General features: G+C 57.3%; 18 protein-coding genes and 1 tRNA gene. 4 read left to right on the top strand and 15 right to left on the bottom strand.

The window, feature by feature from the left end; translation table 11 throughout:
- Positions 1 to 54: 54 nt before the first annotated feature.
- From HMPREF1631_RS02730 to HMPREF1631_RS02695, 8 genes are all read right to left on the bottom strand, one after another.
- A tRNA-Arg gene (locus tag HMPREF1631_RS02730) sits at positions 55 to 127 on the bottom strand.
- Positions 128 to 189: 62 nt separating this feature from the next.
- Positions 190 to 1107: a universal stress protein gene (locus HMPREF1631_RS02725; protein ID WP_034232198.1), complete on the bottom strand. Its 918-nt coding sequence runs from the start codon at positions 1105 to 1107 to the stop codon at positions 190 to 192.
- Positions 1108 to 1265: 158 nt separating this feature from the next.
- Complete coding sequence (locus HMPREF1631_RS06770; protein ID WP_232215407.1) at positions 1266 to 2012, bottom strand: C40 family peptidase; 747 nt, start codon at positions 2010 to 2012, stop codon at positions 1266 to 1268.
- Positions 2013 to 2232: 220 nt separating this feature from the next.
- Positions 2233 to 2919: a metal-dependent transcriptional regulator gene (locus tag HMPREF1631_RS02715; RefSeq protein WP_034232195.1), complete on the bottom strand. Its 687-nt coding sequence runs from the start codon at positions 2917 to 2919 to the stop codon at positions 2233 to 2235.
- Positions 2920 to 3108: 189 nt separating this feature from the next.
- Complete coding sequence (locus HMPREF1631_RS02710; RefSeq protein WP_034232192.1) at positions 3109 to 4608, bottom strand: NCS2 family permease; 1500 nt, start codon at positions 4606 to 4608, stop codon at positions 3109 to 3111.
- Between the two features lie 212 nt (positions 4609 to 4820).
- Positions 4821 to 6098 carry a mannose-6-phosphate isomerase, class I gene (gene manA / locus HMPREF1631_RS02705; RefSeq protein ID WP_034232708.1) on the bottom strand — a complete coding sequence of 426 codons (1278 nt, stop codon included), beginning with the start codon at positions 6096 to 6098 and terminating at the stop codon, positions 4821 to 4823.
- A 33-nt stretch (positions 6099 to 6131) separates the two neighbouring features.
- Positions 6132 to 6935 (bottom strand): DUF3027 domain-containing protein, encoded by an 804-nt coding sequence (locus tag HMPREF1631_RS02700; RefSeq protein WP_034232189.1) that lies wholly within the window; start codon positions 6933 to 6935, stop codon positions 6132 to 6134.
- Complete coding sequence (locus HMPREF1631_RS02695; protein WP_034232706.1) at positions 6928 to 7302, bottom strand: cold-shock protein; 375 nt, start codon at positions 7300 to 7302, stop codon at positions 6928 to 6930. Before HMPREF1631_RS02695 ends, HMPREF1631_RS02700 begins: the two co-directional genes overlap by 8 nt.
- A 305-nt stretch (positions 7303 to 7607) precedes the next feature.
- On the opposite strand from HMPREF1631_RS02695, the gene HMPREF1631_RS07215 reads away from it, so the two are divergent.
- From HMPREF1631_RS07215 to HMPREF1631_RS02680, 3 genes are all read left to right on the top strand, one after another.
- A complete protein-coding gene (locus HMPREF1631_RS07215) occupies positions 7608 to 8339 on the top strand; it encodes a hypothetical protein (protein ID WP_034232186.1) in 732 nt (243 codons plus the stop codon).
- A gap of 81 nt (positions 8340 to 8420) precedes the next feature.
- The gene (locus tag HMPREF1631_RS02685) at positions 8421 to 9155 is read left to right on the top strand and encodes a response regulator transcription factor (protein ID WP_034232183.1); all 735 of its coding nucleotides are present in this window, start codon (positions 8421 to 8423) and stop codon (positions 9153 to 9155) included.
- Positions 9139 to 10884, top strand: coding sequence for a cell wall metabolism sensor histidine kinase WalK (locus HMPREF1631_RS02680; RefSeq protein ID WP_052046988.1), 1746 nt, complete (start codon positions 9139 to 9141; stop codon positions 10882 to 10884). The genes HMPREF1631_RS02685 and HMPREF1631_RS02680 overlap by 17 nt, the downstream gene beginning before the upstream one ends.
- 109 nt (positions 10885 to 10993) lie before the next feature.
- On the opposite strand, the gene HMPREF1631_RS02675 is transcribed toward HMPREF1631_RS02680, so the two are convergent.
- From HMPREF1631_RS02675 to HMPREF1631_RS07160, 6 genes are all read right to left on the bottom strand, one after another.
- Positions 10994 to 11686, bottom strand: coding sequence for a 1-acyl-sn-glycerol-3-phosphate acyltransferase (locus HMPREF1631_RS02675; RefSeq protein ID WP_034232179.1), 693 nt, complete (start codon positions 11684 to 11686; stop codon positions 10994 to 10996).
- Positions 11683 to 12495 (bottom strand): SDR family oxidoreductase, encoded by an 813-nt coding sequence (locus tag HMPREF1631_RS02670; protein WP_084707356.1) that lies wholly within the window; start codon positions 12493 to 12495, stop codon positions 11683 to 11685. The genes HMPREF1631_RS02675 and HMPREF1631_RS02670 overlap by 4 nt, the downstream gene beginning before the upstream one ends.
- Positions 12496 to 12865: 370 nt before the next feature.
- Positions 12866 to 14491, bottom strand: coding sequence for a chaperonin GroEL (gene groL, locus HMPREF1631_RS02660; protein WP_034232173.1), 1626 nt, complete (start codon positions 14489 to 14491; stop codon positions 12866 to 12868).
- Positions 14492 to 14829: 338 nt separating this feature from the next.
- Positions 14830 to 15558 (bottom strand): LytR C-terminal domain-containing protein, encoded by a 729-nt coding sequence (locus HMPREF1631_RS02655; protein WP_156956199.1) that lies wholly within the window; start codon positions 15556 to 15558, stop codon positions 14830 to 14832.
- A 28-nt stretch (positions 15559 to 15586) separates the two neighbouring features.
- Positions 15587 to 15841: a DUF3263 domain-containing protein gene (locus HMPREF1631_RS02650; protein ID WP_034232168.1), complete on the bottom strand. Its 255-nt coding sequence runs from the start codon at positions 15839 to 15841 to the stop codon at positions 15587 to 15589.
- Positions 15838 to 16047 (bottom strand): hypothetical protein, encoded by a 210-nt coding sequence (locus tag HMPREF1631_RS07160; protein WP_034232164.1) that lies wholly within the window; start codon positions 16045 to 16047, stop codon positions 15838 to 15840. Before HMPREF1631_RS07160 ends, HMPREF1631_RS02650 begins: the two co-directional genes overlap by 4 nt.
- On the opposite strand from HMPREF1631_RS07160, the gene HMPREF1631_RS02640 reads away from it, so the two are divergent.
- The gene (locus HMPREF1631_RS02640) at positions 16042 to 16719 is read left to right on the top strand and encodes a uracil-DNA glycosylase (protein WP_034232161.1); all 678 of its coding nucleotides are present in this window, start codon (positions 16042 to 16044) and stop codon (positions 16717 to 16719) included. The genes HMPREF1631_RS07160 and HMPREF1631_RS02640 overlap by 6 nt on opposite strands.
- Positions 16720 to 16730: 11 nt before the next feature.
- On the opposite strand, the gene HMPREF1631_RS02635 is transcribed toward HMPREF1631_RS02640, so the two are convergent.
- Positions 16731 to 18143, bottom strand: a complete 1413-nt coding sequence (locus HMPREF1631_RS02635) for a sodium:alanine symporter family protein (RefSeq protein ID WP_034232158.1) — start codon at positions 18141 to 18143, stop codon at positions 16731 to 16733.
- Between the last annotated feature and the right edge of the window lie 46 nt (positions 18144 to 18189).

The raw sequence follows: 18189 nt of genomic DNA, 5'->3' as shown, positions 1-18189 counted from the left end.
GTCCGAAAAAGACCGCTGTGGGCAAACCGGCGGCAAAATACTCCGCCGGATCTGTGCCCTCGAGCCGATTCGAACGGCCGACACCCGCTTTAGGAGAGCGGTGCTCTATCCCCTGAGCTACGAGGGCGGACACGTACCTACTTTAGCCGATGACGGGCAAATTGCATAACCGCAGACCGAAAACGGAAATCAGGCCTCTTTTTTCGGGCCTTCGTCGTCGGCGCGTCCCACGCGTTTGGGCACTATAAACACGGGACACTTTGCCTGCTCCAACACCGACTGTGAGGTGGAGCCGAGAAGCAGCCCGGCAAATCCGCCGCGGCCGCGGGTGCCCAGCACCAGAAGATCGGCATCTTCGGAAAATTTGATGAGCGTGGTAATTGGATTTCCCTGCGTCACGGTAATGGAAGTTTTTATGTCCCGGCCTTCGTCCACCTCTGCCAGTTGGTTCTTTATCCCGAGATATACGTCGTCGAAAAACTCTTTGGAAAGGGAAAACTGCGGCACCCAGGAAACGGCGTCCACGTTCACGCTGCTTACAATGTCCAGTGTTGCGTGATGGCGGTCCGCCTCCCACACCGCGCGCTGCAGTGCCGTTTTTGCCGCCTCCGAACCGTCAACGCCCACCACCACACGGCGGATCGGCAGATCGTCGCGATAGCTGTCTTGGGGCACGACGACCGTCGGGCAATGCGAATAGGCAGGCAGCGCGGAAGAAACCGTGCGCAGAATTCTGTCGGCAATCCGGCCGCGCCAATTTTCGCGGCCGCCCACCACCAGCAGCGCAACCGTTTTCGACAGTTCCACCATTTCTTCCGAAGGATCTCCCTGAAGCAGGGACCAGGTTACGTTTACGCCTTTGTTCTGATATTTGCCTACCAGGTCAAGGATCATTTTTTCTGCCGATTCGTAGAGGAGCTTCCCTTCCGCCACAATATCCGGAACACCCAGGGCCAAACTGTGTGCCGCATATGAGGGCAGCTCATATACACACACCAGGCGCAGTTCGGCACCGCGCGCTTTTGCCTGGTTAAATCCCCACTCCAAAGCAGCCTGCGAAGCGGGCGTGCCGTCTACGCCAACCACAACAACATTTTCGTGTGCCATAACAAATCCTCTCCTCAGATTTATTGTGACACAAGTTACGAAAAATAGATAATTTTACATACCGCGAAGTGCGGGAAAAACGAAAACAGGGCGGAAACACATTTCCCCTGCCGCACGGCAGCGGCAGGGGAAAGATGCGAAATACACAATTTTACGTTTTACATAACCCGGATATACTGCGGATTGCCGTAAACACTGCCGATAACGGTTCCGACTCCGGGCCGGCGGGCGGCGATATGCTTCCCGCCCCCGAGATAAATTCCGATGTGCCCCGGCCACCAAACCAAATCGCCCGGCTGCGCCTGCGAAGCGGATACCACCGTGCCGGCGGAGCGCTGTGCGGAAGCCTTGTGCGCAAGATTCACGCCAAACTGCGCAAATACATATTTCGTGAATCCGGAGCAGTCCCACCCGGCCGGCGTTTCGCCGCCGGAAACGTAGGCAACTCCGCTGAAACGCCCGGCAAAAGCGGCAATTGCCGCTCCTCTTCCGGAAGCGGGCACAGGAGCGGGAGCGGGCGCGGTCTTCGCCGCGGGAACATTACGGGCGACAGGCGCGGCAGCGTCGGTGCGGGCGGCGGGAGCCGGCTGCGCAGCGGGAGCGGGCGCTGCAGGTGCCGCTTCGGCCTTCACATTTACCGCCGGCAGAGAGAAACCTGCCGGATCCGAGCCCAGCGCGGTACGGATCGAAACCTTGGGAGTGGAGAAAGACTTTGCGGTATCGGCAATCCGCACCGTGGAAGCGGAAACTTCGACACCCGCCGGGGCCTGTGGCTGCGGAGCGGCGAATGCGGGCATTGCAACGCCCAGCACCGTACCGGCAACGGAAGCTCCCGCGACCCCCTTAAAGCCTGTGCGCGAGATCAGTTTCGGCGCCTGTCCGGGCTTAAGATGACGTCCTGCCATATTTTCACTCCAAAAACATCTGTCGGGACGATACGCAAAGCGCGTATCCGATTCAACACAGTTAAGTATAACATCTACATCACGAAATGTTACAGTTTCATAACAATGCTTTTGGTCACTTCCGCAAAACGGATCTTCTTCCCTGTTTTTTTCGCCGCCCCGCAGCCCTCCCCGCACAGTTGCGCACCGCCTTTCGGCAGCGGGCAGCTGCCGGCGAAACTCAGCGCACAAACACTTTTGCCGCCACGGCATAAGGCAGAGACAGGCTGCCGCCGTCCGTCTCCAGCACAATCGCCTGTTCCCCGGCGTCCCTAAACTTAAATTTTACGCCCGGCAGAAAACCCGTCTCCCGGAAGAACGCAATCCGTTCCCGGTCGAGCTGCAGCGGTTCGGCAATCTGCACAAAAGTAAACTCCGTGCCCGGCGCGGCATCCTTTACCGCGGTTTCCAAATCGGAAAGTCCCAGGGAATATGCGTCTTTCACTTCGTCGAACGTGTCGTCGGCGGCGGGAATTTTATTTCCGTACGGGTCGTGCTGCGGATTATTGAGCACCGCGGCAATCCGCTCGGCAACTTCGTCGGAAATCACGTGTTCCCATCTGCACGCTTCGTCGTGCACGTCGGGCAGGGGTATGCCGATAATATCGGTGAGAAGACGCTCGGCAATACGATGCCGGCGCATCACTCTTCCGGCCAGCGCCCGGCCTTTTTTCGTAAACCTGATCCGCCGGCCGCTGTCCAGTTTCAGCAGACCGTCACGCTCCATTCGCGCAACCGTTTCCGAAACGGTCGGCCCGGACTGCCCCAGCCTTTCCACTATCCGCGCCCGCAGCGCGGGAATACCTTCTTCTTCCAGCTCGTAAATCGTCTTCAGATACATCTCCGAAGTATCAATCAAACCACTCATAACGCACCCCATTCCACGCAACAGACACTGTTATTTTAACCCATCCAAATAATTTCGGGCACAAAAGCCAATTACACAAGCAAAAACATACGTTTATCGCGGACGCCGGGCCCGCTGCCAAATCCGAAAATCCGGCAGCGGACCCGGCCGTCCGCGCACAAAATTAGGAAAACGTGGCGTAAAACCGCGCTACTTCAGCAGCAGCGCCTGAATCGGACCCATCGCAAAATAGATCACAAACAGCACCGCAACAACCCACATGAGAGGATGAACCTTCTTGATTCTCCCCACCACCGTTTCCATAATCGGATAGGCGATGAAGCCGACACCGATTCCCACGGTGATCGAAAAACCGAAGGGCATAAAGGCGATAACCAGGAACGAGGGCACCGCCACGGCAAAATCGCTCCATTTGATTTCGGCTGCCTGCTGCATCATCAGCACACCCACCGCAACCAGTGCGGGAGCAGCGGCTTCACTCGGCACAAGAGCCACCAGCGGGGCGAAGAACGTGGAAAGCAGGAAAGCGATTCCCGTGGTCACGGAAGCCAGACCGGTACGGGCGCCGTCCGCCACGCCCGAGGTGGATTCCACGAAGCAGGTGTTGGAGGAAACACCGCCCATACCGCCGGCAATCGCGGCGAGGGAATCGACGAGCAGAATGGAGCGGGTGCGCGGAGGATTGCCCTGTTCGTCAAGGAGTTTTCCTTCCGACGCCACAGCCACCATGGTTCCCATTGTGTCGAAGAAATCGGCAAGCATAATCGTAAAGGCAAGAACGGCGACGGCAAGCACGCCCAGTTTATGGAACGGACCGGTGACCGAGAACTGCCCCAACGTGGAGAAACCGGGGATCTGCACCAATTTCCCGCCGAATGCGGGCACCGATCCCAGCCAGCCGCCGGCATTGGCCACTTCCCCGTTTACCATTTTCGGCCCCAGCTTCGCCACGGCTTCCACGATAAAGGCAAGCACGGTGGAAGAAACAATTCCGATCAGAATTGCGCCGGGAATTCTGCGCGCCATCAGAATCAGCGTCAGGAACAGGCCGAGAATAAATACGAGCACGGGGATGCTGTCGATAGACCCGCCGGTGCCGAAATTAAGCAGCGTGGGGCCTTCCTTATTGCCTTTGACCAGGCCGGCATTGGAAAATCCGATCAGCGAGATAAACAGGCCGATTCCCACGGAAATGGCTACCCGCAGGAATTTCGGAATAGCCCTGAAAATTGCTTCCCGCAGTCCCGTCAGCACGAGCAGAACGATCACGATACCTTCGATAACGATAATTCCCATTCCGTCTGCCCAGGTCATTCCGGGCAGCTGCACCAGAGAATAGGCAACGATTGAGTTCAGTCCCAGACCTGCGGCAAGCGCCATCGGAAAGTTGGCCACCGCGCCCATCAGAATTGTCATAATTCCGGCCACCAAAGCCGTTCCCGCGGCGATGGCGGGGATATTGGGAGCCGACCCGCCTCCCAGATAGGCTCCGGTCGAATCGGGTCCGGAAAGAATAATCGGATTTAAGACCAGGATATAAACCATGGAAAGAAACGTGACCAGTCCGCCGCGAATTTCGGCGCGGACGTTGGAGCCGCGTTCGGAAAGACGGCAAACGGAATCAAGCCGTGCGGAGAAAGAATTATCTGTATTTTTCTGCTTTACCGGGGCAGTCCCATCAGTGTTCATCACTTAATTAAGTTTCTCATTTCCTGCATATTTTTCAATAAATTCTCACGTTACAGACGAAAAACGTCCACATTTTGGAAGGGTGGGGATTTTTGGTTGCGGCAACAGACTTTCCCGTTTTTGCCGTCCGCTTTTATATCGCTTTGTATCCCGCCCTCTGCCGGGCGCGTCTCATCCGCCCCTGCCGGGGCGCAGCTTTTGCGTATCCGCGCTTAGGGCACTCCGACCTGGGCGCAGATTCCGAAGCCGCCAACCTCCGCCGCACCGTCGTCCGTACCCAGAAAAACCGCCTGCCCTTTGCGCAGCTCAAAACGGCCGCCGCTGCAGGCAAAACCCAGTTCGCCTTCCAAGCCGAGAAGAATACGCGGCCCGCACCCGCGCAAGCCGCACACTCCGTCTCCCGGCGCTATCTGCACAACGGAAAGCTCGAAGTCGTCTACGGGAGCATAAAAAGTTTTCTGCACGGCACTCATTTTTTCCGGCGCAATCCGAATCGGAGGCGCCGCCACGGTATCGGCCACGTTTATCAGCTCCGGCAGATCCATGTGTTTTTGCGTCAGACCCGCCCGCAGCACATTGTCCGAATTCGCCATCACCTCCACGCCGAACCCGGAAAGATAGGCATGAATCGTGCCCACGGGGATAAAAAGTGCCTCCCCGGGATCCAGGGTGACCGGATTCAGCAGCAGCGAACAGATTACCCCGGGGTCTTCCGGGTAATAGCGCGCCAGTCTGGTCACAATGGCGTCGGCGCGCGGAGAGGGAGAAATGCGCGGGTCGCGGGCGGCGCAGGCAAAAATCAGCTCCGCGATCTGCTCTTCGCCCGGGCGCGTCTCCTCCGAAAGAAGATAGTTAAACGCCGCCTGCACGCCCCGATGCCCCGGAGTGCGGGAAATAATCCGAATCAGTTTTTTCGCAACAGCCGTGTCAAGATCCTCAAGCACACCCAAAATCCGGCGCGGGGAACGGAAACCGACCAGTCCTTCAAAACGCGAAAGCGCATAAACAAGCTCCGGTTTATGGTTGCGGTCCCGATAGGTGCGGTACGGGGAGTCTTTGGGGATACCCAAATCATTCTCGCGCGCATACCCGGCCAACGCCTGTTCCGCAGTGGGATGGACCTGCAAAGACAGCGGTTTGCGCGGGGCAATCAGCTTCAGCAGAAACGGCAGACGCCCGCCAAACTGGGAAACGGCATAACTTCCCAAAACGGCCTGCGGATCGGCGGCGATATAGTCCCGCAGCGAAAACGGCGCCCCTGCCGGGCAATCTTCCGGATCACGGTCGTTTTTCAGCCGGGATTCACAGACTGCCAATTCTTTCGCGATCTGCGCGCCGGGCTGCGCACAGATCGGCGAAGGCGCTGCCGGATGCGCGCCGAACCAGACTTCGGCAATCGGCTTTTGCACACTCCGCAGACCGAAAAAATGCGGAATCACATCTTCCGATCCCCAGCGGTAATCGCGCACACGTCCCAGTATCCGCTTCAATTCCGACGTCTTTCCCTGCTTATTTCCACACACTCAGCACTGCGGCGTGCGGGTCAGATAATCGACTCCGAGTTCGTCCACCACGGGCGGATTATGCTCCCACAGCGAGGGTGCTTTGTGCACGTCTGTTTCCGAATGCGCTCCGCAGCCGTGATCCAGCGACACAACCCGCCCGTCGAAGGGTGACCACTCATTTGCGCACGCGCCAAACACCTGCCGTGCCGAACCTGCCATTTTTACGAGATATCCGCACGTGGAACAGTGTTCTTCGGCATCGCGCGTTGCCTGGTTGCGCGGTCCGGCATCCGAACGGTACCAGCGTCTGTATGCTTTGGACCTGCCTTCTTCAGACAGCACCCGCGTTCTGCCCAGCCCGGGTTCCCACTGCTGTACCGCATCCGCATCGGAATCGGTTGCCTCCATGGACGTCATCAGTGCCGGGTCGCTGTTCTGCGTCAGATTCGGATCATTTTGCCTATAGGGAAGACGGTCTGAAGGACCGACGTCTTCCGGCCGGAGCCTGTCCGCCCACGGAATCCACTGCGGGGCAAGCAGGGCGTCCTGCCCGGGACGCAGCAGCACTTCATTCACGGTAACGTGTGTTTTTCGCACGGCACGCGTAAGCGTTACCGTCCAGTACCATCCGCGGTACCCCGGTTTCAGACACTCAAACACGTGCGTTACAAGACGTTCGCCTTCGTAAACAAAACCGGCGTGCCGGCCCACATTCGAAGCCGGCGTTACCTCAAGCAGTGCCGCTTTCGCCACATCCTTCGCCGCCGCCAGCACTTTTTCCCTCGCCGGGCACGGACCCGGTTTAATTCTCTGTTCAGACATCGAAATCATCGGCCAAAGTCCGCAGGGCGCGGGCAATACGCGGACCGCCTTCCGGGTAACGCCCGCGGCGCAGCATATTCGTTGCGCGGTCCAAAATCAGAATTAAATCCTCAATCAGCGGAATAATCTCTTCCGGACTGCGTCTTGCCTGCTCGGCAAGCGATTTTTCCTTTCGGATCACAGACAGCGAAAGGGCGGCTTCCCCTCTGCGCGTCTGACCGACACCGTATTCCACACGCGTCCCGGGATGCAGACGTACGCCAAGCGGGACGGCGCCGGCGGGCAGATACACCTGCGATCCGTCGTCGCCAAGAATAAAACCAAAGCCCTTTTTCTCGTCAAAGAACTTTACTTTCCCAGTAGGCACTTTTCTCTCCGTTTCATGCCGGCAGCCGTGCGCCGGCCGTTTCATTGCCAGGATTCCCCTGTGGTTTTATGAATGGTAGCACATTTCATCCCACAGATTACGTTCGCATTTTATTATACCGGGATCCTCCCCCGTTTTTTCCGGCGCCGAAACGGCGGGCGAACACCCCGCCCATACGGAAAATATCCGCTTATCCTAAAAGCTGAACCGGCCGAATCCCGCGCCGCAATACCCTATAATCATAGGCAGAAAAATTAAATCGGACGAAACCGGCATTTATTTTTAAAGATTGGACGCAACGAAACATGGATGTAATCTATCTGCTTGTAGACGGCGAAAATATAGACGCCACGCTCGGGGTCAATATCCTGAAACGCTTCCCCCGCGCCGAAGAACGCCCGCGCTGGGACCGCGTGCTGAAATACGATCCCTGGGCGGAAGAACACCGGGAAAAGAACCGGCCCGGGGAGCAAGAGGAAAACGCGGCCGGAGACGAACACCCCCACATCGAACACCCGGCGGACGGACAGCCGCCCGCAGAAGAAACGAAGCCGGAAGGGCAGTCCGCCCCGGCTTCCCGCGCCGAAGAACCGGCCGGGGAAAAGGCGGAGGAAACAACGCACACCGGACTGTTTTTTATCAATTCCTCGCAGCGCACGGCAAATACTTTCGTGCAGGCACTGCTGGCCATCGGATGGACGCCCATCCTTCTCACCTCGGAAAATCCGGAACTGAAAATTGTAGACCTCGGAATTCAGCGCACGCTGGAAGCAATTGCGAAAGAGCGCCCCGGGGCAAAAGTCATTCTTGCTTCGCATGACGTAGATTATCTGGAGCAGATCACCGACCTGCTGGACGCCGGACACGAAGCGGCAATCCTCTGCTTCCGCGAATATCTGGCAATGCCGCTCGCCGAATTGGAAAACAGAGGGCTGAAGATAATCGATTTGGAATACGACGTAGATGCGTTTAACGTGCCTCTGTCGCGGGTTTCCCCCGTAGATATCGCAGATTTCGACCCCTATCGGTACATCTGAGACCCGGAAAAGAGCGGCGCACCCCAAGCCTTTCCCAGCGTTTCCCGGATAATTCCCGGAAGAGAGCAGAATAATCGGATCATGAACGAAAAACCCCATGCCGAAGCGCGGATCCTTGTGGTCGACGACGAACCCAATATCCGCGAATTGCTGTCCGTATCGCTGAAATTTGCCGGATTCGAAGTCGAAACGGCAGAAAACGGCAGGCAGGCACTCGAAACAGAAGCCGGGTTTGCGGCAGACATAGTCGTGCTCGATATCATGCTTCCCGATATGGACGGATTTGAGGTGCTGCGCCGGCTGCGCGCCCGCGAAGATTCCCTGCCCGTCCTGTTTTTAACCGCAAAAGACGACCTGCAGGACAAAATCCAGGGGCTAACCGTCGGCGGGGACGACTACATTACGAAACCTTTCTCACTTGAGGAAGTAATCGCCCGCATCCGTGCCGTTTTGCGCAGGACGCATTCGGCAGGCGCCGAAGGATCGGTTATCCGCTATCTGGACCTGGAACTGAACGAGGATTCATACGAAGTCACGCGCGCCGGAAGGCAGGTGGATCTCTCGCCCACCGAATTTAAGCTGCTGCGCTATCTGATGGACAACAAAGAGCGGGTGGTCACGAAAATTCAGATTCTCGATCATGTCTGGGATTACGCATGGAATGGCGAAATGTCGATCGTTGAATCCTATATTTCCTATCTGCGCAGAAAGATAGACTCCCCGGAAGCACTGGGAATCACCGACCCGAAAGAGGCCGCGGAACTGATTCCCCTAATCCACACCAAACGCGGAATCGGGTATGTTTTACGAAAATAAAAACGGACGGCAGACGAAAAACACCCCGCCTCCCCCGGGCGCGGAAACGGGTATCCACAGGCCGAAATTTTATCAGACTCTTTCGTGGAAACTGGTGCTCGTTTTCCTCGGGCTGCTCGGAGCGGTAATTCTGGGCATTATTGCCCTTGTGGGCGTAACTCTGCGCACGTATATGATTGACGAAGTAGACAAATCTCTCACGTCGTCGGGAAAACTCCTCGCCTCGCAGACAGTGAACCAGTTTATCAACGGTTCGCAGACGCAGGTACTTCCCTCCGAATTTTATTTTTATCTCGACTTGAACGATTCCAAAGCAATTGAAGTAATAAAACCGCAGGTCAGCGAGATTTATGGGACACCGAGACACCCCCGGCTGCTGGCGCGGAAAATAGAGGGCACCCCGCACACCGTCACCGGCACAAAACCCGAAGTGCCCTGGCGCGTGATCACCGTGCAGCTCGTTTCCCAGATTTCCGGTCTTCATCTGGGAACCGCCGTAATTGCCCATCCGCTGATATCCGTATCCACCACAACCGCCAACGTTGTGCGCGTGATGACCGTTCTCTCGCTCGTTATCGTGGTTGTGGGGGCAATTATCGCTTTTGCCCTGGTACAGCTGTCTCTGCGCCGGCTGCGCGATATCGAGCAGGTTACGCACACGGTTGCCGCGGGGGATCTTTCCGTGCGTGTGCCGCATTGCGGATCCGACGATTCGGAAATCGGAATGCTTGGCGATTCCATCAACGAAATGCTCAAGACCATCGAAGCCTCTTTTGAGGCGAAAAAACTTTCCGAAAAGCATATGCGCCGCTTCGTTTCTGACGCTTCCCACGAGCTGCGCACGCCTTTGGCAACCGTGCGCGGATATGCCGAGCTCTACCGGCTGGGCGGCGTGCCGGAAAACCGAACGGCCCACGCCTTCGCCCGCATTGAATCCGAAGCCTCCCGGATGGCGTCTCTCGTGGAAGACCTTCTCCAGCTTGCCCGCCTGGACGAAGGCAGACAGCTGAAATTCACACAGGTGGAACTGGTCTCCACGGCGATGAACGCGGTGGCCGATTTTCTTATCCGTGCCCCGGACAGACACGCAAACGTGATCCCGCCGGACGGAGAGGAACTCCTGCCGATTGTGCTCAACGCCGATCACGACCGGATCACCCAGCTCATCACGAATCTGCTTTCCAACGTGCTCACGCACACTCCCGAAAAAACTCCCGTGGAAGTGGCCGTGGGAATCAACCCGGAAAATGCCGGAGAGGCGGTAATTGAGGTGCGCGATCACGGTCCGGGAATCAGACCCGAAGACAGGGAACGCATCTTCGAACGTTTCTTCCGCACCGATTCTTCGCGTTCGCGCGACTCCGGCGGCTCCGGTCTTGGCCTGGCAATTGTTGCCGCCATCACTGCCGCCCACGGAGGCACTGCCACGGTAAAAGACACTCCGGGCGGGGGTCTTACCGTGCGTCTCGTATTTCCCTCGGTATTGAAATGCGCGACGGCAAAAGCGCGCGAGCGCAGCGTTTCCGAAGGTCATCTGCCCAGTGAACTGCCTTCCGAACTGCAGGCGACAATTATTTCCCAGAACTACGAAGTATCGACGAAGAACGAAAGCGGCGCTGCGGGCAGTGCTTCCGATGGCTCCCCAGGCGGTTCCGGCGTTTCTCCTGATGCTTCTTCGGTCTCCTCACCAACTCCGGTCTCCTCCCCAAAGCAGGGCGAACCCTGCTAACGCCCCGGATTTTCGGTTAACGCCGCAAGTGCCGGCTCCGGCGGTTGTCTGCCGATGGGCCGGACTCGCCGATATCCCCGCAGCAGGCGCGCGCAGAGCGTATGCGAAATTACGCGTGCCCCAAAGCAAGCATGGATTCAATTCTCGCTTTAATGCGCCCCATAAAATCCGCCGCGGTTTCCCCGTCGTTCCCCCACATTGGCTCCCCGATCCGCAGCGTAACGGGTTTTCTGCCGAACTTGGGGAAAACGGTCCCCACCGGCATGGCGTCCGCGCAGCCGATAAGTGCGAGCGGAACAATCGGAATCCGCAGTTTAAGTGCCAGTGCGGCGGTGCCGGGTCTGAATTCGCCCGGTTTTCCGCTCCGGGAGCGCGTTCCTTCGGGGAATACCAGAATAGGCACGCCCGATTCGAGCAGTCTGCCGCTCATCCCCGGCGGCACAGCCACGGATTTGCCGGCGCCGTTTTTGCGCGCAATCGGGTATGTGTTAAAAAACATCGAAGTCAGGGCGGATATTGCTTTCCGTTTGTAAAAATAGTCGGCCGCCGCGCCGGAAGCGAGTTTTTCCGTCATTTCTTTGGGCAGAAGCGAAAACACCGTCGGCGCGTCCAAATGCGAGGAATGGTTTGCGACCACGATATACGCGCCCTTCAGGCGGGAAACGTTTTCCGTTCCAAGCACGCGGGTGCGCACTGCGGTTTTTACCGCCGGACGCGTGATCAGGGTTCGGATTATTCTGCGCGCCACGCGCCGTTTTCGGTCGTGATACGGGCGCACCGGATCCGTGTGTTCCGCGCTCATCTTCTCCCCCGGTTCAGTTTTCTTACCGCCGCACATACAACGCTTCGCGGCATGTGTTTTGCAAAAAACGCGATTACCTTAAATTTTCGGGAGGGAATAATGACTTCTTTGCCCGCTTCCGCCGCCGCAAGTGTTTCGCCGACCACATCTGCGGCATTCATCCACACCCATTTGGGAATGGACGCGTTCGACACGCCCGTACGGGCATGAAATTCCGTGTGTACCCATCCGGGAAGAAAAGTGACAACATGCACGTTCGTGCCGTGCAGCTCATTGGCAAGGGATTCGGACCAATAACGCAGCAGCGCCTTGATCGCCGCATACGCACCCATCGGCACAAGAGAAGCAACGGAAGCGGTAGAGATGATGACTCCAGCGTTTCGTTCTTTCATTACGGCAGCCGCCGCGCCGCCCAGCTCCATCGGTGCCGTGCCCATCACCTGCAGCGCATTCTTTATCTCGGTGAAATCTTTTGATGCGATCTTGGCGTAAAGCCCGCCGCCGGCGTTGTTCACAAACACGGTGATCGGATTTTCCGCACAGACAAGACGTTCTTTCACGGCGGCCACACCGGCGTCAGATGCCAGATCCGCGCTCAGAAAAGTACATTCAACGCCGTATTGCTCCGCCAGTTCCGCAGCCGTTTTCCGCAGCCGCTCTTCGTTGCGGGCCACGAGGACGATGTCCAGCCCGCGCCGGGCAAGCTGTTTGGCAAACTCATACCCCATGCCGGAAGTCCCCCCGGTGATCAGCGCCCGACCGGAGAAAACGATACGCGTTTCTTTTCCGCAATGTTTTTTCAAAGTCACCTTTTAAATGTAAATCATCGGCCGGTGTTTTTCATTTAACACCGGCGGAGAGGGATATTTGGCATGAAATATCACAGCGGTGCCGCGGGGGGGGCAGAGTCACCGGGAAAGAGAGGGGAAAAGGAGAACTGCCGGCGCACGCGCCGCGATCCGGTATGCGCATCCCCCTGCGTGAATATACGTTGAATCCGGGTTTCTCCATTACCCGCAGGCATTCGTATCATCCCTGCGTGCAGACCTGCGTGCAGATATGTTTTTGCAGTACGGATAGGCTTTCCCGCAGTACGGATACGCTTTCTCCGCGCACGCAAAAGACCGCAGAGCCAATCGGTTCTGCGGTCTTTCGCCGGTCGGAAACTGCAGTGAAAACTCAGTACATTCCGCCCATGTCTTCTCCGCCGGCGGCAGGAGCAGCAGCCGGGGGTTCGGGCTTATCCGCCACAACAGCTTCTGTGGTAAGGAACAGTCCTGCAATAGACGCGGCGTTCTGCAGCGCGGAACGGGTTACCTTAACCGGGTCGTTCACGCCTGCGGCAAGCAGATCCTCATACTCGCCCGTTGCCGCGTTCAAACCGTGACCGGAGGGCAGAGAGCGTACCTTCTCCGCCACAACTCCGCCTTCAAGGCCGGCATTTTCCGCGATCTGCTTCAGCGGAGCAGCTGCCGCAACACGCACGATTGCCGCACCGGTAACTTCGTCGCCTTCAAGATCAAGACCGTCAAATGCGGTATCCACTGCCTGCAGCAGGGCTACGCCTCCGCCGGCCACAATACCTTCTTCCACGGCAGCTTTGGCGTTGCGCACGGCGTCTTCGATGCGGTGCTTGCGCTCTTTCAGCTCGGTTTCGGTGGCGGCTCCGGACTTAATCACGGCTACGCCGCCGGCGAGCTTCGCCAGACGTTCCTGCAGCTTCTCGCGGTCGTAATCGGAAGTGGAATTCTCGATCTGGTTCTTGATCACTGCCACGCGGGCGGCTATCTCTTCTGCCGAACCGGCTCCGTCCACAATTGTGGTGGTGTCCTTGGTCAGAACCACCTTACGCGCCTTGCCGAGCATATCGATTTCGGCAGTTTCCAGCTTCAGGCCGACGGTTTCGGAAATAACCTGTCCGCCGGTCAGAATTGCCATATCCTGAAGTGTTTCCTTGCGGCGGTCGCCGAAGCCCGGAGCCTTTACGGCGGCAGACTTGAAAGTACCGCGGATCTTGTTCACCACGAGTGTTGCAAGCGCTTCGCCTTCAACGTCTTCGGCGATGACAACCAGCGGCTTACCCGTCTGCATAACCTTTTCAAGCAGCGGAAGCATATCCTTCACGTTGGAAATCTTCGATTCCACAAGAAGCACGTAGGCATCTTCAAGAACCGCTTCCTGACGCTCGGTGTCGGTGACGAAGTAAGGAGACAGGTAGCCCTTGTCGAAGCACATACCTTCGGTCAGTTCCAGCTGCGTGCCGAAAGTATTGGACTCTTCAACGGTGACAACGCCTTCTTTACCGACCTTGTCGAGAGCCTCGGCGATCAGTTCGCCGATCTCCGGATCTCCGGCGGAAATGGCTGCGGTAGCGGCAATCTCAGCCTTCGTTTCAACTTCTTTGGCGTTCTTCAGCAGCTGCTTCACAACCGCATCCACTGCGGAATCAATTCCCTTGCGCAGGGCAATCGGGTTTGCGCCCGCTACCACGTTGCGCAGACCTTCCTTCACCAATGCCTGTGCCAGCACCGTTGCGGTGGTGGTACCGTCGCCGGCGACATCGTCGGTCTTCTTCGCAACTTCCTTAACGAGTTCCGCGCCGATCTTTTCAAAAGGCTCTTCAAGATCGATTTCCTTGGCAATGGACACACCGTCGTTGGTGATTGTGGGAGAACCCCACTTCTTTTCCAAAACGACGTTTCTGCCTTTCGGCCCGAGTGTAACTTTCACCACATTGGCGAGCGTATCAAGCCCGCGCTCCATACCCCGGCGTGCTTCTTCATCAAAAGCAATGATCTTACTCATGCGTTCTTCATTCCTCCTGTTTGGAGACGGTTAATGCCAATGCCCGCGACGGACGGCAGGAAACAGACGTTCACGTCACGCCTGAAGAGCCTGCCTCATCGGCAATGTTTTATCACTCTTATCCTTCGAGTGCTAATAAGATTCTGGCACTCTCAGCCCGAGAGTGCAAGGCGGCGAAAGATATTCGCCGTTTTGTTCACCGCAAGCTGATTATCGCCCCCCACGGGAATGATTATCGGCTCCCCTCCGGAGGGAAAAAGCAGAGACAGAAAGGAGGGACTCACACCTGGGAAACCCGGCCTGTGCGTGCCCGCATCATTCCCGCATGGGGAACACCCTTAGCGAGAGCGCACAACCGCCACAACATCGGTGCCGGCAGAAACAGCACCCGCATTAAGCGTAACCACCCGGATATTCAGCTTTTCGGCAATTTCTTTTGCCACTGCCTCTTTAGACGGATCGCGGTAGTACACGGTCGATTCCGCAGGCGAAGCAAAACGGTAATTGTCTGCCCTGACGTTTCTGTATCCCAAACCCGCCAGAGCTTTTGCTTTGTCGGCGGCAAGCCCCTTAACCTTCGTGCCGTTGAGAATTCTCACGCTCACAGTTCCGCGGGCGGCTTTAACCTGCCGATCCTGTTCTTCCTTCTGCCGGTCGGCCTGCTGCTGCGCAGACTGCGCGGCGTCGGCTTCCTTTCCGCCATCGGAATTCTTATCCATGTCACCCGCATGCGCAACTTCTCCGTCTGCGGACTTTTCACCGTCGGCATCGCTATTCCGGCCGGATTTTTCGGCTTTGCCGTTTTCATCCGTGTTCTTATCCGTATCTTTATCGGTGTCGGGCTTCTGCTTCGTTTCCTGGTGCCGCACGGAAACCGTCTTACTGTCGGAATTTCCCGCACTGACCCAGTTCCCGATCAGAATTCCGGCCACAACCGCAATTACAGCCAAAACCAATATGCCGAAGAACCACCTGCCGAAGCGGGTCGGTTTGCGGTGCGTGCCCCGAATCCGTCGTTCCTGCGCGAGGCGGTCAAATTCATCAAAATAATTCTGGTTGTTAGTCACAAACACAGCCTACACTTATTTTGCAAAATTAGATACGCTGACGCTCCTTTCCCTGATTATTACACAGCCTTTTCAGCCTGTCTGCCAATACCGGATCGAGACGGAAAAAACTTTCGCTTTTCAGCCGGGAGGCAAGAAAAAGATAGTAACGGCCCGGCGCAATACCGAAAGTTCTGCGAATATCCTCATTCCGTGTTATTTTTGCCGCGCGCGGATCAAATACACGCGCCCATCTGCGTTCAAACCCGATAACGTCTTCATCTCTGATATCTTTCAGTTTCATGTTTTCATCATAGACACCCGCTCCACAGGATTTTCGTTTCCTGTGCGCTCTTCTCCGGCAGTCTCCGGCCATGGCACGCCAAAGCCCCTCGCGTCTTCGTCCGGCGCCGAAGTTACCGCACACCTGCACAGCCCGCCGGCGGCCGCGCCCGGCCCGCAAATCACCCGCAGACCGCCCAAAAAACCGAGTAACATAAAAATATGCACAGACAGCCCCTGGAAAAACTGATCGACCCCGATTGGGCAGCCGCACTCGCTCCCGTAGCGCCGCAAATCGCGCAGATGGGAGATTTTCTGCGTGCCGAACTTGCCGCGCACCGAGACTACCTGCCCGCCGGCACCGACGTCCTAAAAGCATTCACCTACCCGATGAAACGCGTAAAAGTGCTGATTGTCGGGCAGGATCCATACCCCACGCCCGCACACCCGGTCGGCCTGTCGTTCTCCGTTGCGCGGGACGTGTCGCCTCTTCCGCGCTCGCTTGCAAATATATACCGGGAGCTGCACGACGATCTGGGAATCACGCCTCCCGCACACGGCGATCTCAGTTCATGGTGCGAGCAGGGCGTAATGCTGCTGAACAGAGTGCTCACCGTCCGCCCCGGGGCACCCGCCTCGCATCGGGGAAAAGGATGGGAGCAGATCACTTCACACGCCATAAAGCAGCTTGCGGCGCGCGGTCTGCCTCTGGTTGCAATTCTTTGGGGCAGACAGGCACAGGAGCTGAAACCGCTTCTGGGAAACACACCCGTAATAGAATCGGCGCACCCCTCCCCGCTGTCCGCACAGCGCGGATTCTTCGGCTCAAAACCGTTTTCGCGCGCAAACTCCCTGCTCGCAGAGCAGGGAGCCGCGCCCGTGGATTGGCGGATATTCTAACCGCCGTCAAATCACCAGACGCCCGTATTCAGTTCACCGGGCAGATCTGCTTTCGCCGCCACAAAAACAGGCTCGGCAACGCCGGCTTTCCGCTGACGCTCATAGTCGCGCAGAGCAGCCAAACCCCATTTCGACAGCAAAATCAGAGCCACAAGATTGGTGATCGTCATAATTGCCATTGCGATGTCCACAGTCGCCCACACCACATTGAGGCTGACAACCGCACCCATCACAATCGAGAAAATCGAGACCACACGCACTGCCCAGGTGCCGATTCTGCTCGGCGTAACGAAATACAGATTAACTTCCGAATACACATACGCGGCAATAATCGAAGAAAACGCAAGTACGAAAATCATTACCGCCATCGGAACCGAGGCCCAGTGCCCAAGACCGTGCACCACGGCAAGCGTGGTCAGGTTTGCCGGATTGACGCCCTGTGCCGTCCATACTTCCGGTCCCGCCACAAGAATCACAAACGCGGTGGCCGTACAGACGATAATCGTATCGACAAACACACCCAGAGATTGGATCAGACCCTGGGAAACGGGATGGGACACCGTCGCCGTGGCCGCCGCGTTCGGAGCGGTTCCCTGACCTGCCTCATTGGAGAACAGGCCACGTTTTATACCGTTGATTACCGCTGCCAGGATTCCTCCGCCGAGACCGCCGACGAGCGGACGCACGGAAAAGGCGGAACTGAAAATATCTCCGATTACACGCGGAAACTCACCGATGTTCAGCACGATAATCACAGCCACCATTCCCACGTAGATGAGTGCCATAATCGGCGCCATGATTTCGGTCACACGCGCCACCGAACGTATTCCGCCCAGAATCACGGGTGCGGAAAAGGCAAACAAAAGGGCGGCAGTAACGGTAGGATTGGTGTCTGCCGAGCTCATCATGGTGGAAGCAATGGCGTTGGACTGCACGGAGGTGATTACCACCGCGCAGGTAACAACCGTAATCAGCGAGAATACAACCGCCAGCGGCTTTGCCCTCATTCCGATGCCGATATAATAGGCCGGACCGCCGCGGAACGTGCCGTCGCCGGCCGGAACCTTAAACAGCTGCGCCAGCACCGCTTCAAAAAATGCGGTAGCCATCCCCACAAGAGCCACGATCCACATCCAGAAAATTGCCCCGGGACCGCCGACGAGCAGCGCCGCCGCCACGCCGAACACGTTTCCGATCCCCACACGCGCCGCAAGCGAAATACAGAAAGCCTGGAAAGAGGAAATCCCGCCTTCAGACCCGGCACGCGAACCAAGCACAACCCTGATCATGTGGGCAAAAAGCCGGATCTGCACCGCCCGGGTACGCCAGGTGAGGAACAGACCCGTACCGATTAGAAACCAGATTGTGCCATACAGAGTGATTGCGTCCGCAACCGTCGTAATAGCCGTGGCAAGCTGTTCCATTGCCGTTCCTCCCATTCGATATCTACATATATTTATTCTGAAAAGA

The organism is Arcanobacterium sp. S3PF19, from assembly GCF_000758825.1.
In the GTDB taxonomy this organism is placed as follows: Bacteria; Actinomycetota; Actinomycetes; order Actinomycetales; family Actinomycetaceae; genus Arcanobacterium_A.
This window is presented reverse-complemented; position numbering and strand designations above follow the sequence as displayed.